Here is a 15,608-nt window from a genome sequence, read left to right as displayed (position 1 = left end):
ATATGCCACCTGTGGGGTATTGGGGGTAAGGAAACGTTAGCCATAGTGCTAGCAGAATGCAGAAGCTCATGAGCGGCGGTGAGAGTATGGAATTTGATATTGCTTTTTGGTTCTGTTTTTATTTGGCATTTTTTTGCCTATCAACGTATTTGGGTTATCAAAAAGGCAATTTGATAGCCGGTATTCTATTGGGGTATGTACTGGGTCCAATTGGTGCCTTGCTGATGTTTATGAGCAAAGACCGGCGGCATATTGAATGTCCTTCATGCCATTTAGAAATCGATAGACGGTCATATATTTGCCCCAAGTGTCATGTGCAGATAGGACTTAGAGCTGGTGCGCCATAGTCATTTAAAAGGCGAATGAGTAGGCGATAGAGATAGAACCATCTTTAAAGCGTCCGGTATCCTCGGCGCGATCAGAGGAATTCCATCGGTTTCCCGAGTAGTTGTTGTATTGAATAGTTATGGTTCCCGGTCGCCAGTCAAAATAGCCAAAGCCATAGGTGTAATCTGGATTCCATGGTTGTTTCTGGGCGCTGTCAAAGTAATAAAACGCAGTACCGTTGACATACCAATTGCCAAAAATGGAGTACTTACAACCAAGACTAAGGGTTTGGTGTCCTGTCATATAAGAGGTGGTGGCGAGGTCGAAATACTCAGGTGTGTAATTGAAGTCAATTTGACAGCCAATGGCACCTTCATCAGTAAACGTTAGCCAGCTTTTGACCGGCTCCACGACTGGAAACTTCCAGCCTAATGACCATGTTCCCTGATTGAAGTGGGTGACAGGCTGTTCGTCCGTTGCTTTAAAGCGGTTACCCCCGTAATTGGCGTACATCAGACTGAAGGTATAGGGACGCCAGTCACTGTAGCCAAAGGCATAGGTGAAGTCGGGGTTCCAAGGCTGTTGTTGCTCACCATCCCAATAGTAATAGAGGGTGCCGGAGACAAACCAGTTGCCCAATAGGGTGTATTTGAGTGATAGGGTCGTGGTCATGTTGTTATTGGCCGGCCCATTGGTTGCGTTGGCAGGAATATTAGCCGCTGGTGTTTCCAGTAAGGGATAGCCGAAACTAAGGTTACCACTTAAACCATGCAAGAATGATTTGTCTTTATTCTCATCCCACTCCTCAAAGGGTAAGTGAAATGAACTGGATACGCCTTTCCAAATCAAATCCGCTTCTGTTGGTTCTTCGTCTTCTCCTATAACAGGGATCTGACTTGAGGGTGTCAGTGAAGGAGAGGAGGGGCCAGGGGCGTGCTTGCGTGTCTCACTCATATACTCATCAGCCCCACAGGGTATAGCAAAGCATAGAGGTAAAAGTATCAAGCTAAAACAACGCAAGCCCATCATCCTTGTGTGCTGAGATGTATCAGAAAAAGAACAAATTTTTGTTGTGTCTAATAAACCTTACTAGAATGTAGTTGTAAATAAAATTAATTGCATATCAGTTGGCGTAAAAAAAATGGTTATGCAACAATGTGTTCATACCTGAGTGGCATGGTTTACGGGTGACGTTATGAAGAAAATCTTACTGGTTGATGATAACAAAACCATGCTTATCTTCATGGCGAAAGTCTTGTCAAAGCGGGGTTTTGACGTCATTACGGCTAGTGATGGTATGCATGCCTTGCAAGTTCTAGAGGATCGTCCAGATATTCAGTTTGTGCTGAGCGACTGGATGATGCCCGAAATAGATGGCATTGAATTGTGCTCAAGGGTGAAGTCAGCAGACTACGGACGATACCTGTTCTTTATGTTGCTGTCTGGAAAAGATGACAAAGAGTCTATTGTCAGTGGTATTAATGCCGGTGCTGATGACTTTGTCGTGAAAGATACGCATGTTGATGAGTTGGTTGCTCGCATTCAGGCCGGATTTCGAACGCTGGCATTGCATAATGAAATAACGACGAAGAATGATGCTCTAGATAATGCTTACGCCACCATGAAAAAAGATTTGGAATCAGCCGGTGAGTTATTGAAGAGGCTGCTGCCAACAGAAAAGACCATGTCGGGTGTTGAGCTGAGTTATGTTTCTATACCCAGCGCGCAAATCGGTGGGGATATGCTCGGTTATATGAATTTGGATGAAGAGCATGTGGCGATATACCTGCTGGATGTAGCGGGGCATGGGGTTTCATCGGCGTTGTTATCTTTTTCAGTGCAGCAGAGTATTGCTGTGAGCTCAGGGCATAGCTCGATAGTGAAAACAGCCATTGAAGAGCCGCCTTATTATCGAGTAAATCAGCCTCACGAGGTATTAAAGCACCTGAATGAGCAATATCTCAGTGATGATCTCAATTTACTGTATTTCACCATGGTGTATGCCGTGCTGAATATTAAAACGGGAAAGATGGCGTTTTCTAGTGCAGGTCATCCGCCTTTGGTGTGGCTGCATTCTCTGCATGGAGATGCTGAGCTTATTGGCCAGGAAAGCTTTGTGGTTGGGGCTTTTGATTTCGTTGAGTATGAAACCTCTTATATTCAGCTAGATCCGGGCGATAAGGTGTGGATGTATTCCGATGGGATCACTGAAGCAGAAAAAGGCAGTGAGATGTTTTCGGAAGAAGGCTTTCGAAAAACGGTGGTTCAATTGAATGAACAGCCAACCACATTACAAACAGAATTGTTAGTCAATAGGGTAAGAGATTGGCAGCAGGCTGAACAGTTTGATGATGATGTCAGCGTGCTTGTTGTTGAATGGAAGGGCAATCCAGAAAGGGAGCAGCTATGCAATATGAAGCTATCAACCAAGGTCAATGCACAATTCTTCAAATAAAAGAAGAGCGCTTTGATGCGAAGTTAGCACCAAGTTTCAGGGAAGTGGTCGGAAAACTGTCGGAGGAGGTTGGTAGCCATCTCGTACTCGACTTAACAGATGTCCGGTTTATGGATAGCAGTGGTTTGGGCTCAGTAATGGCAGTTTACAAAATGCTGCGAGGCAAGCAAATCAGTGTGGTTAACCCGCAACGTGCTGTCAAAGAGCTATTGAAACTCACCCGTATGGATAAGCTGATCACCAGTTACGATTCTATTGAAGATGCAGTTGCAACCATGGCGTGAAGGAGTATGGCATGAAAGGAATGATCCTCGCTGCAGGGAAAGGAACACGCGTTAGGCCGATTACCCAGATAATCCCTAAGCCGATGATCCCCATATTGGGTAAGCCGGTCATGGAGTCTATGATCCAGCTTTTTGCTGTCCACGGTATAGACAAAATTGTTGTCAATACCAGTCATTTAGCTGAAGTGATCGAGAATTACTTTGGTGATGGACATCATTTTAATGTTCAACTTTCATTTTCTTATGAAGGTGAAATTGTAGATGGCAATTTTGTCAGTAAGGCGCTGGGCTCGGCTGGTGGGATGAGGAAAATTCAGGACTTTTCTGGCTTTTTTGATGAAACCTTCGTCGTTGTGTGCGGGGACGCATGGATAGATCTGGATCTGACCGAAGCGGTCCGGCGGCATAAACAAAATGGCGGTATCGCGACCATCGTGACGCGCGATGTCGATGTGGAGGAGGTGCCAAAGTACGGTGTGGTTGTTACCGATAATTACGGAAAGGTGACGAGCTTTCAAGAAAAACCGTCAGTAGAAGACGCGCTATCGACACAGATTAATACGGGTATCTATATTTTTGAACCCGCTATTTTTGATTTTATTCCTGCAGAGCAGGAGTACGATATTGGTAGTGAACTGTTTCCTAAATTGGTCGAAAACAAGGTGAATTTCTTTGCAACCAGTATGGCATTTCAGTGGCTGGATGTCGGTAATATCAGTGATATATGGACAGTAACCAGTGACATCATGAAAGGTAAGGTTCCGGGGTATCCAATACCGGGTACACAAGTCAAGCCGGGTGTATGGGTCGGTATTAATACGGTCTTTGATTTTGATAGCTGCAATATTACACCTCCGATTATTATTAGCAGCGGATGTGAAATTCAACCCGGAGTAACGATTGAAGGTCCAGTTGTTATTGGTGCAAATAGCAAAGTGGAATCAGGCGCAATTATCAAACAGAGTTTGGTGAGTGAATATATCCATGTCGCTTCGGCAGCCTTTGTTGAAGAGAAAACAGTGTTTGGTGACTACTTCATCAGCCATGACGGATACACGCAATCTCTAAGTGAGCTAAACGCTGTAAATATGCTCAATGACCGACGTCATGTGCAGCCTATGATGGGCGCGATAGGTGGTATTTCGACGTATGTACCCTCTGCACCTGATGGCGAGGAACAGATTCTTAACTAGTTAAGTGGGGCTTACCTGATGGATTTAGTCACTGAGCAGTTTAGTAAGCAATACAGCAGTTCTCCAGATGTCTCCCGGGATATTGCTGATGATATGCAGCAATACTTACGGAGTAATCAAGTGTCACAAGAGGTCATAGATCAAGTTGAGCTATGTCTTGTAGAAGTGGTTAATAATGCTTATGAGCATGCATATCAATATTCGGATAAATTGCCGATAGAATGCTCATGCTTTTTTAACTCGGATAATGAATTGGTCTTTGAAGTGTCAGATTATGGAAAGTCGATGACCAAAGAGGAATTCAACCGAGCGGTTAATGGTGAGTTTATGGAGCCTGACCCTGAAGATCCTGAAACGTGGATGACATCGGGGCGGGGGTTCATTATCGTTGTGCAGCTAACGGATGATCTTGAATATATTCAAAACGGTAATAAAAATACGTTTAAAATTTTAAAACGCGCAAAATAAAAACGTTAATAAGGACAATATGAGAATAATATTACTATTGGCATTATTCTCATTATCTTCGTGTGCTTTTTTTTCAGAGAATAATGATTGGATTGTTAATATAGAATCATTGAACGGAAATTGGCGCCTCGAGATAATTGATGAAAATGACAATTGGGCTGGGCAATATAGTGTCACTGTGCCGGGGCATTGGAAAATGTCTGGCATCAATTATGCTGGAGCTGCGAATTATCACCGGCAATTCAATGTTGAGCGTCTGTTTGATTCGGGCCGGGTTTGGCTTGAGTTAGAGGGTGTCGACTATGAATCTGCCGTGACGGTTAATAATCAATATATTTCTCGTAATGTTGGGTATTTTATCCCCCATCAGATCGAACTTACCGGCCATCTTCAGGCTGGCACAAATGCTTTGAATGTGTGGGTAAATAGCCCCAATGAGCACCAAACCGCCGACTGGTCATTGCATAAAACACTGATAAAAGGCGTATTGAATCACCATGATACCCGCCCTGGAGGGGCCTGGTCTGATAAAGGTCAAGATTGGAATTCAGGGGGGATATGGGGAGATGTAACCATTAGGCAAACAGGCCCAATTGCGTTACGGGCAGTAAAAGTGCGTCCCCAAGTGAACAGTATTGAAAAGAGTCTTACATCAGCAGGTATTCAGCTTGATGTAGATTCCGCCCGAGAGGTGTCGGCGACTATAGAGATGGTATTACAGCATCAAGGCGTTGACTCTGAGCATTACGTTATTGAAGAACAAATACAGCCAGGCCAAACGACCGTTGAACTCGCTTTACCTCAAGCAACCCGAGCGTTGTGGTGGCCTTGGGACTGGGGTAAACCCAACCTCTATGACCTTTCGGTTTCCGTTTTTATTGATGGAAAGCTGACTGATCAGAAAACAGTGCCTGTTGGCTTTAGGGAGATGGGACTTGATAGCGAGAATAAACAGTTTCTGGTAAATGGACAGCCCTACTTTGTCAGGGGAACCAATTACATTGCTAGCCAATGGCTTGGTGAAGTAACTGCTGAGCAATACCAGCAAGACCTGAACCTGATGAAAGAAGCCAATATCAACAGTGTTCGGGTACATGCTCACGTTGCCGGCAAAGCGTTTTATGATTTAGCCGATAAAGCAGGTTTGGTTATCTGGCAAGATTTTCCTTTGCAGTGGGGCTACATCGATTCACCGAGATTTGCGTTGGAAGCGGCTCGCCAAGCCAAAGCGATGACCGACTTATTGTATAACCACCCGTCAATAGCATTCTGGTCGGGGCATAATGAGCCGCCCTGGGACGCAACATGGATGCAGTATAAATACCCTTCATACCAGCCGAATCAAAACAAATTCTTAACTGAGCGCGTTTATCAAGCACTTACCAGCGCGGGGGATGGCAGGGTGGTGCGCAAAGCCTCTTACACCCACGAGCACCCGTGGTTGGGCTGGTATTCGGGAACATACAAAGATTACCGCACCTACCGGCCGTCAATGATTGTTAGCGAGTTCGGCGCACAGGCGATGCCGAGCTGGGCTTTGATGGAAGAGATCCTGCAGGGGCGGATGGGATGGCCCCCGAGTGAGGATGTGTTAAGCACTCTTAGCTATCACAATTACCAGCATCATGAAACGTTGAATATTGCCCATATTCAACAGGGTAAAAACATGTCGGGCTTTTGGCATAACTCTCAAGAATATCAACGGCTAGTAACTAAGTTAGCCGCTGAAAACCTAAGGTTGAGAAAAGGCGCAGGCGTCGCGGCTATCTATCAGTTTATGTTTGTCGATAGCTGGCCCTCTATCACTTGGTCAGTGTTGGATGTTGATAGGGCACCCAAGCCAGGCTATTTGGCATTGAAGGAATCTTATCAGCCTTTGTTGGCGGTGGCCCAGGCAGACTTACTCTCGGAGCGCTCTTTACTGACTGTGACTATCATCAATGATTCATTGAGTGATTATACGGGGGCAACCTTGGTGGTGACAAACAGCTACAACCACAAAAGCTGGGCGTTTAGTGGTTTGTCGGTAGCTGCCAACTCGACACTGCAGGTTGTGAAACAACAGTCATTTGATGGGCTGGCATCATACCTAACCCTTGAAATAAAGGACAATAAGGGTAAGACGGTGAGCACTAATCACTATGTTGCCAAGGATTTGGAAGGGTAGAGAATGATAAAGAGGCTCAGCTATATCATGATTGCAACAGCGGCGTTCTCAGCCCAAGCTGGCAATATCATGGTCAACCAAATGGGCTACCTGCCAAGCGGGGATAAATTTGCCTATGTTATGTCGGAGGTCGCTTCCGATGTCCAGTTAGTCTCTGTGGCTGATGGCAGGGTAATTGCCAAGCTTGAACGTGCTGATTCTGTTTCGCTGCCCGATGAGCGACAGATTGCTGCGATTGATTTCAGCCGAGTTACTGCACCCGGTTGGTATCAGTTGGTAACGAAGGGGGGTCAGTCAGTCCCGTTTCCCATTGAAGCGGATGTTTATGAGCCTTTGAATGAACGCTTGGTTCATGCACTTTATCTTCAACGTTCTGGTATGGCGGTGAAAGACCGTATGACGGGGATGAACCGTCCCCAAAGCCATATGCAAGATGGTCAAATATTCCGTACGGATGCCTTCCATAAAACAGGTACTCAATTGGACGTGGTTGGTGGATGGTATGACGCTGGTGATTTCGGTAAATATGTTGCCACAACAACAATAACCGTCGCGAGATTACTAGAAGCATACCGCCAAGCCCCTCAGTTGTATGCGGCAACCAAGCGTCCGGGTAGCGACAAGCCCGCCATTATCGATGAATCAATGTATGCGTTGAATTGGCTGCTTAAAATGCAACGCGAAGACGGGGCAGTATACCGCAAAGTCTCTGGCGCGAGTTGGCCCGCTAAAGTTGGCCCGTGGCAAGACAACCAACCGCGTTTTATCTATGGCGTGAGTACACCTGAAACCGCCAAGTTCGCTGCTACCATGGCTTTTGCGGCAAGAGTCATCAAACCCTACGATACCAATTTGTCTCGCCAATACTTAAGTGCTGCGATTCATGCGGTCAATTATCTGGCAATCCAAGAAGAACAATATATTGATTGGCAGGTTGGAGATGACAGTGGCTCTGGCCCGTATATCGCCAACAAATTCGATACCGAACCATCATTGGATACCGATGTTGATGATCGGCTGTGGGCGTACGCTGAACTTTATATCACGACAGGTCAGGATAAATTCAAACGCGCTTTTCAAGAAAGCTACGACCCGCAATGGATAGACATTTTTGAATGGAAAAACCCAACATCGATGGGGGTATGGCATCTTCTTCTCGCAGAAGAAAAAGGAGAACTCAGAGAGCAATTGGTCAACGACTTGGATCAAGTGGCTTCGCGCTATCGCCAGCAATCTCAGCAGTCGCCGTTTAGGGTAGCCAATCAGCGTTTTATCTGGGGCTCAAATAAAATGACAGCCGAAGCAGGGATATTAATTGCTTGGGCTGATTTTGCCAAAGGCCGGATAGACAATCGCTCATCTGTTCAATCTCAAATGGATTACCTATTAGGGGCGAATGCGTTTGATATGAGTTTTGTCACCAATAGCGGTACTTACTCGGTACGTAATCTTCACCACTTGTACCGAATCGCGACAGGGGTCAGTTTGCCGGGTTATCTCGTCGGCGGGCCTAATGAAATGGCGCAATCCGGCGTTGCACCGAAAAATATGGGGATGCTGAGTTACGTAGATAGTGAGAAGTCGTATGCAGTGAACGAGTTCGCCATTGACTACAACGCCAGTCTGATTGGTTTGATTGCCGTGCATCACGCTTACTTTAATCATTATTAACCGGAGTGAGAGCTCATGGATTTTTATTTCAAGGAATTCGAACACCGTAAGCCACCGCAACCGGTGCCTTACAGTATGTCGAGAGAACTGCTCTATCAGTACCTTGCTACCTGTAATCTCACGTTGGGTATTTGGTATTTATGGTGGAGGTGGACCTATGCGTTGAACTATGACGCAATGTGGTTTTCCTTTCCGCTGGTCTTCGCTGAGTCCTGTGCTTTTATTGGCTCGGTGTTATTTACCTTCAATTTATGGAAAACCAAGGACGAGCCGAAAAAGACGCCACCGCATACGATAAATGAATGTGTCGCAAAAGACAGTCCAGAGGGGAATGAAACCAGGCCGATCAGTATTGATGTCTTCTTTCCAAGCTATGACGAAGACCCTGACTTGGTCAGACTGAGTATTGAAGATGCGCAGACGATCCGCTATCCCCATGATATCGAGATTAAGATATTTATACTCGATGATGGCAAGCGTCCGGCAATGAAGGCGCTGGCTGAAGAAATGGGTGTTGAGTATATTACTCGGGAAACGAATATCGGCTTTAAAGCCGGTAACCTGCGTAATGCCCTAGAGCAGACTTATGGCGATTTTATTGTTATCTGTGATGCTGATACCCGGCCATTTCCAACCATCCTTGAGCATACTATGGGGTACTTCCGCGATCCTGACGTTGCTTGGGTTCAGACACCACAATGGTTCTTTGACTTGCCTGAAGGGGAGCGCTTACCGAATTGGCTGCAGCGTAAACTCGGTAACTGGGCGGCTCCGTTTGGCCGTGGGTTTGAGAAATTCTACGGGCCGGTGAAAATAGGTGAAGACCCTTATGTCAATGATCCGCAAATGTTCTACGACGTTATTCAGCGTCGTCGTAATTGGGTGAATGCCTCTTTCTGTTGCGGAGCCGGTTCGATCCACCGCCGTGAGGCTGTCATGGAAGCGGCGCTGCGGAGTTACAGTGAGCAGATAAGCAAAGAGCACAAGGAAATAGAAAAGCAGATCAGGAAGATCACCAAAGAGAAAGCGGTTGATAAAGATGTTTCTGATAACCTTCGTCAAGAAATTATCTTTGATACCGAATTTACGCCCTATAAATTCCATGTATCAGAAGATATTTATACCTCTATTGTCCTGCACTCAGATACTGAAAGGAACTGGCGTTCGGTGCAGCACCCAGAGGTAGAGAGCAAGATGCTGTCACCGCAGGATCTCCAGACCTGGACGGTACAACGTTTTAAGTATTCCGGTGGTTCAATTGATATCTTCTTGAATGATAATCCTCTGTTTAAAAAGGGAATGAACCTGAAACAGAAGATGATGTACGGTGCCAGTTTCTGGTCAAATTTGTCGGCTATCTGGAATATTATTTTCCTCACCTGTCCGATCATTTATTTCTTGACCAGTATTGCGCCAGTCAGTGCCTATGATGTGACTTTCTACTTACATTTCATTCCTTTCGTATTAACCGCTGAGCTGGCCATGATGGTCGGTACTTGGGGGGTAGCTGGCTATAAGGGGAAAACCAATTTCCTCTCCTTCTTCCCGGTCAATATGCGGGCGCTATGGACAGTACTTCGTGGTCGCAAGATCAGTTTCCCGGCAACCCCCAAAGAAAGGCAGGATGGTTTTTTTGGTCACTTAGTTATTCCGCAAAAACTCGTTTTTGGCCTGAGTTTATTCAGTATGTGCTTTGCTTGGTTCAGTTATTTCACCGGCATGTTTGGCAGCTATTCTATCGGCGGACTGGTATTCAATAGTTTTTGGACCATTAACAATATGATGGCGATGTGGGGGATGATTGCTGCCGCTTATTGGACGCCACCACCAGCAGATAAAAAGCAGGAACAGGAATCTGAGGAATTAGAATATGGAATTTAAGCAAGCAGTCGTCAATGCGCGACATCATATCGTCTTTTTATGTGGGCTGTTAACGGCACTGATTGTTGCGTTTAATATTGAGACTCGAGACTACGGGCATATTTTAGGCAACATTACGTTCGAAGCAACCGAAGAGATCCCGGTGCGACAAAACCGTGTTCTTTCCGAGGAGGAGTTTGTTTGGGCCAATACGGCGTGGGCCTATTTCGAGAATAACTATCAGGAAAATACCGGTTTGGTGAACTCGGTTGATGGTTATCCGTCGACAACGATGTGGGATACCGCCTCTTACCTGATGGGGCTACTGGCAGCGGAGAAGCTCAATATCATCAGCCAGAGTACTTTTGAACTGCGTATGGAAAAAGTGTTGCATACCCTTGCGCGTCTTCCGCTCATTGACGGCAAGCTGCCGAACAAGGCCTACAACACTCAAACCGTGCAAATGGTGGATTATCAAAATAACCCGAAAGAGAATGGTATCGGTTGGTCGGCGATTGATATTGGCCGAATCCTGGTACCACTGAATATTTTGGTTTGGCAGTACCCTGAATTTAACACCCATGTGAACGCGGTCCTAAACCACTGGGCCGTGGGGGTGATGATCAAAGATGGTTACCTGTACGGTTCGCGTCCTCGCAAAGAAGGGGGAGCCGAGATGGAACTGGTTCAGGAAGGCCGTATCGGTTATGAAGAGTATGCCTCGAAAGCGATGTCGCTAATGGGGCGTGATGTTTTCAATGCCATGAAATATATCGACTATCTTGAGATGCGAAATATCGATGGTGTAGATATTCCGACTGACTTGCGAGACCCAGCCAAATTCCATGCCCACAACTATGTCGTCAGTGAATCTTATATCCTCGATAGTTTGGAGTTTGGCGCCGACAGTGTGTCAAAAATCTTTGCTCACCGCGTCTATAAAGCACAAGAAAACCGTTACCACCGTACCGGCATATTGACCGCCGTCAGTGAAGATAACGTCGATGAAGCCCCGTATTTTGTTTACAACACGGTCTTCTCTGACGGTAAAGAATGGAATGCAATCACTGACCAAGGCGACGATGCGTCTCACCTTAAAACACTGTCGACTAAAGCCGCGTTTGGCTGGTATGCCTTGTATGATACGGCATATACCGATTTGCTGATTGCAGATGCAAAATCGCTATTCTCAGAAGAAAAAGGCTGGTATTCAGGCCGTTATGAAAATGATGGCCGAGTGAACAAAGCCATTACGGCCAATACCAACGGGATTGTTCTGGAGTCTCTTGCATATATTGAAAATGGGGCCTTGCTGAGCGTAGGCTTGAAGTAAACCGCAACTTTGATAGGGAGTATCGAATGCGTTATGTCATTGTTTGCCTTTTAGGGGTTTTGGCTACCGGTTGCGGTAACAAATATAATAGTTTTTCTGAAGATGTCGTTGACAGGAAAAGCCACTGGAGTGTTCCTAAGGCGCGTCAGGGCGTGTTGACAGAACAAGAAATGGATATGGCCCGAATTGCCTGGAAGTATTTTGAAAATAACTATCAGGAGTCAACGGGCTTAGTCAATGCGGTAAACAACTACCCCTCAGTAACATGGTGGGATGCTGCGTCCTATATGGCGGGGATGGTCAGTGCCTATGAATTAGGAATTATTGAAAAAGAGGAATTTAACCGCCGCCTTATTCGGATTTTGACCACATTGAATACACTAGACTTGTTCATGAATGAGTTGCCCAATAAGGCCTATAATACCCAATCAGCGGCTAAGGTAGATTACGGAAACCAACCTGGTGAGATAGGCTATTCGGCACTGGATCTTGGTCGTTTATTGATCTGGCTACATATCATTAAGCACCGATACCCAGAATATGCGACCAGCGTCGATTCGGCTGTTTTACGCTGGAACTTCTGTAATGTTGTTGATAAAAACGGCACCATGTTCGGCGCATTGCTGGAGAAAGACAAGCCTGTGCAGTATTTGCAGGAAGGGCGCTTAGGTTACGAGGAGTATGCGGCCAAAGGCTTCCAGCTATGGGGCTTTGACACTACACAGGCTTCGATGGCTGAACCCTACAGCACAATTAATCTCTATGGCTATGATGTCCCTTACGATACCCGTGATCCCCGTAAGCTGAAAGCACACAGTTATGTGGTAACAGAGAGTTATGTGTTGGATGGTATCGAGTTAGGCTGGGATTTGGTCGAAGACCGCTCCGGCCATGACTATAACTATTCTAATGATTGGATTGCCGAGTTTGCTCTGCAGATTTACCGCGTGCAAGAAGAGCGCTATAAGCAAACCGGTATTATCACAGCCCGTACTGAGCACCAGCTCGCGGGGCCTCCTTACTTCGTCTACGACACCATCTATACCGATGGTTTTGCCTGGAATACCATTTCGGAAGCGGGTGAATATCTGCCTCAGTATTCCGCGGTTGCAATAAAAGGTGCAATGGGGATGTGGGTGCTGTGGGACACCGAGTATACCGATTTGCTGTTTGATCATATCGCTCATGTATATGACCGAGAAAAAGGCTTCTATGAAGGTATCTTCGAGAATGGTACTGGCTTAATTAATACCTTCACGTCGAATAATAACGGTATCACTCTTGAGATCCTTCTGTACAAGCAAGAGGGTAAACTGCTCAAGTATCAAGACAATGTTGCCCCCAGCCTGTGGGAAAAAGCACTTGAGTCACCATTTGGCTATGAGGGCCAGTGCCTACCTCGCAAAGGGGCTTTTAATAGTAAGCTCTAACTGCCGTAGAAAGGGATTTGATGTTGAAAAATACGGTGATTGCCGTCAGCTTGTTCTGTTTAACGTCTTGTGGAGTGGTATATCAAGGGGTGCAGAGCGGGATGGCTTCGGTTAACGAGTCGCAATTATTGCGTCAAGGACGTTATGGTTCGTTAACCGAGCAGGAAATGGAGTGGGCGCAGATTGCATGGAGGTATATTGAAAATAATACCAATTTAACCACAGGGTTGGTGAACGCATTAGATAACTACCCAACCACCAATCTTTCGAATTTGGCTGACTACCTTATTGCTTTGATAGCCGCACGTGAGTTTGAATTTATCACCAGCAAGGAACACGATGAGCGATTGACGTTAGTGCTCTCGTTTCTCAATGAAATGCCGCTGGGGCTGACGGGTGTGCCGAATAAGGTCTATAGCACTCACACCAGAATGATGGTTGATTATGCCAACCAGCCGGGTGAACTCGGCTGGTCCTCGATTGATATCGGTCGGCTGTTGATTGCCTTGGCGATGGTCAAGCAGCGCCACCCTGAGTTTTCTGAGTATGTCGATAAAGCGGTGCTGCGCTGGAACTTCTGTGAATTAGTGACTGAAGAGGGCGAGCTGTATGGGGCGGCAATCAACAATGGCAATGTCCACCGGTATAAAGAAGGGCGCTTAGGCGTCGAAGAATACACCGCTTATGGTTACCTCGACTGGCATATCGTACCGGAAAAAGCCATGTTGCTTGAACCGTATGATGTGGTCACGATAAACGGTATCGACTTGTTGTTTGATGGTCGTGATCCGCGTGATTACGATGTTCTGCGTCCTGTCTATAGTACACCATACCTATTACTGGGGATGGAGTTTAACTGGGATGATATTGATGATAGACACTCTTCCGACGCTGAACACAGCAATGCGATTTTGGCTGCGATGGCAGATTCGGTTTACCGTCTTCAGGAGTCGCGCTGGGCGGTTGATCGTATCTATACCGCACGAGGAGAACACGTCGTCACCGGTGAACCTTATTTTGTCTACGATGCTATCTATGCGCTGGGTACGCCGTGGATCACAGTGGCGGAAGATGGCAGTGATCATGACGAAAAAGCACTGGTGTCTACCCGGGTTGCATTTCAAATGTGGGCACTGTGGAAGACCGACTATACCGAGCGCCTGTTGACACTCGTGCGTGAGCTTTATGATCCCGAACGTGGCTGGTATGAAGGGCGGTATGAATTAACCAGTCGTTATGAAAAGAGCATTTCACTGCAAACTAACGCTGGTGTGCTCGAAGCCTTGCTCTACAAAGCCAATGGTAAGTTGTATCAGCCAACCAAAGCCCGTGAATACCGTGATGTCCAGTTTGACTCTCGTTTTTACCACCCACAAAAATGCCTGGTGGAGACATTCAGATGAGTCGAGTATGTCGGTTTGCCATTGCGGTGTGTGTGTTTGTTTTATTGCCAATACCGGTTAATGCTTCTGCGGTTGATGTAGAATTACATTATTACTCCAAAGCGAGTCACTTGGTTAATTCGGGGCGTTACCTGCAAGCATCACAACATTGGCACCGGCTAACTATTGTGTTTTTGAGCTCAGAAGCCAAACTTGGGCGAAAGACAATGTGGCAATATGCAGGGCTATCTGCAGCACTGGCCGCCATTTCTGCAGATAAGGCCAATGAGGCAGTGGCTTATCAGTATTGGGCTGATAGCACCCGGTATTTGATGACGGGAGGCACCAACTGGCAGCAGATGAAGAAAAAATTGCATCGACGCTACGAACATGCCAACACCTTGCTGTCTACGCAGTTACAGGTTGTTGATTTAGCTGCAAGTATTGATAGCGAGTGGGCAAGTGAGTTGGCAGTGCTACAAAGTTGGGATGAGACGTTATCACTATTCAGCTTTGAAAGCCCTAAGTTGGGGTTGGCGGACAGCCAAGAGAGGGCGGCTTATTACCAGCCGGTTGACATTCAACCTAAAGCGATCCCAGCTTATCTTCCCCCGCAGGGAGGAAAGAAGTTAAGTGGGTTGAACACCTCTTACAGTAGAGAGCAGCATATCTTGCCGACAGGAGAGCAAGCCTTGGCGCCGACTAAGAATACGCCTCCGATCCCCCAAAAGATTCAACCGTTATCGGAGTCAGTTCCTGTTGATATTTCAGGTAAGGTAATCGTTACGCCTTTCGAGGAAATAGAGTATAAGGAGCAAGAATTAAAGTTAATGGCCATGCCGGACAAGCAGATAATAAATAAGCAGTTAGATGCTGAAGTAGAGCCGATTACTATACCCTCTGGACACTTCGAACAACCAGAAAAACACATTGTTGCCCCCTTGCAGCGGAGAAGTTTTGCCCCTGTCTCTCAGTAATTAAATACAGGGCGGCCTTTCCCCTCCCATATAGGATTGCAATTGGTTGCGTAAAAGAATT

At 46.3% G+C, this 15,608-nt stretch carries 12 protein-coding genes; 11 read left to right on the top strand and 1 reads right to left on the bottom strand.

Features of this window, described 5'->3' with window-relative positions; all coding sequences use genetic code 11:
• Positions 1-351: 351 nt before the first annotated feature.
• Positions 352-1,281: a hypothetical protein gene (locus tag C9I99_RS07835; RefSeq protein ID WP_243734354.1), complete on the bottom strand. Its 930-nt coding sequence runs from the start codon at positions 1,279-1,281 to the stop codon at positions 352-354.
• A gap of 241 nt (positions 1,282-1,522) precedes the next feature.
• Between C9I99_RS07835 and C9I99_RS07830 the strand changes: the two genes are divergently transcribed.
• From C9I99_RS07830 to C9I99_RS07780, 11 genes are read left to right on the top strand one after another with little or no spacing between them, the layout of a single operon-like run.
• Positions 1,523-2,782 (top strand): PP2C family protein-serine/threonine phosphatase, encoded by a 1,260-nt coding sequence (locus tag C9I99_RS07830; protein ID WP_107348291.1) that lies wholly within the window; start codon positions 1,523-1,525, stop codon positions 2,780-2,782.
• Positions 2,734-3,066: an STAS domain-containing protein gene (locus C9I99_RS07825; RefSeq protein WP_107348290.1), complete on the top strand. Its 333-nt coding sequence runs from the start codon at positions 2,734-2,736 to the stop codon at positions 3,064-3,066. The genes C9I99_RS07830 and C9I99_RS07825 overlap by 49 nt, the downstream gene beginning before the upstream one ends.
• An 11-nt stretch (positions 3,067-3,077) precedes the next feature.
• A complete protein-coding gene (locus C9I99_RS07820; RefSeq protein ID WP_107348289.1) occupies positions 3,078-4,259 on the top strand; it encodes a nucleotidyltransferase family protein in 1,182 nt (393 codons plus the stop codon).
• Positions 4,260-4,277: 18 nt separating this feature from the next.
• On the top strand, positions 4,278-4,727 hold the full coding sequence (locus C9I99_RS07815; RefSeq protein WP_107348288.1) for an ATP-binding protein: 450 nt from the start codon (positions 4,278-4,280) through the stop codon (positions 4,725-4,727).
• Between the two features lie 19 nt (positions 4,728-4,746).
• Positions 4,747-6,894 carry a glycoside hydrolase family 2 protein gene (locus tag C9I99_RS07810; protein WP_107348287.1) on the top strand — a complete coding sequence of 716 codons (2,148 nt, stop codon included), beginning with the start codon at positions 4,747-4,749 and terminating at the stop codon, positions 6,892-6,894.
• Between the two features lie 3 nt (positions 6,895-6,897).
• Positions 6,898-8,565 (top strand): glycoside hydrolase family 9 protein, encoded by a 1,668-nt coding sequence (locus C9I99_RS07805; protein ID WP_243734353.1) that lies wholly within the window; start codon positions 6,898-6,900, stop codon positions 8,563-8,565.
• 15 nt (positions 8,566-8,580) lie between these two features.
• A complete protein-coding gene (locus C9I99_RS07800; protein ID WP_107348285.1) occupies positions 8,581-10,446 on the top strand; it encodes a glycosyltransferase family 2 protein in 1,866 nt (621 codons plus the stop codon).
• Positions 10,436-11,758 carry a DUF3131 domain-containing protein gene (locus C9I99_RS07795; RefSeq protein ID WP_107348284.1) on the top strand — a complete coding sequence of 441 codons (1,323 nt, stop codon included), beginning with the start codon at positions 10,436-10,438 and terminating at the stop codon, positions 11,756-11,758. Before C9I99_RS07800 ends, C9I99_RS07795 begins: the two co-directional genes overlap by 11 nt.
• 26 nt (positions 11,759-11,784) lie before the next feature.
• Positions 11,785-13,188: a DUF3131 domain-containing protein gene (locus tag C9I99_RS07790; RefSeq protein WP_107348283.1), complete on the top strand. Its 1,404-nt coding sequence runs from the start codon at positions 11,785-11,787 to the stop codon at positions 13,186-13,188.
• Between the two features lie 20 nt (positions 13,189-13,208).
• Positions 13,209-14,591, top strand: a complete 1,383-nt coding sequence (locus C9I99_RS07785) for a DUF3131 domain-containing protein (protein WP_107348282.1) — start codon at positions 13,209-13,211, stop codon at positions 14,589-14,591.
• Positions 14,588-15,547 carry a hypothetical protein gene (locus C9I99_RS07780; RefSeq protein WP_107348281.1) on the top strand — a complete coding sequence of 320 codons (960 nt, stop codon included), beginning with the start codon at positions 14,588-14,590 and terminating at the stop codon, positions 15,545-15,547. The genes C9I99_RS07785 and C9I99_RS07780 overlap by 4 nt, the downstream gene beginning before the upstream one ends.
• The last annotated feature ends 61 nt before the right edge of the window (positions 15,548-15,608 follow it).

Source organism: Photobacterium lutimaris (assembly GCF_003025555.1).
GTDB lineage: Bacteria > Pseudomonadota > Gammaproteobacteria > Enterobacterales > Vibrionaceae > Photobacterium > Photobacterium lutimaris.
This window is presented reverse-complemented; position numbering and strand designations above follow the sequence as displayed.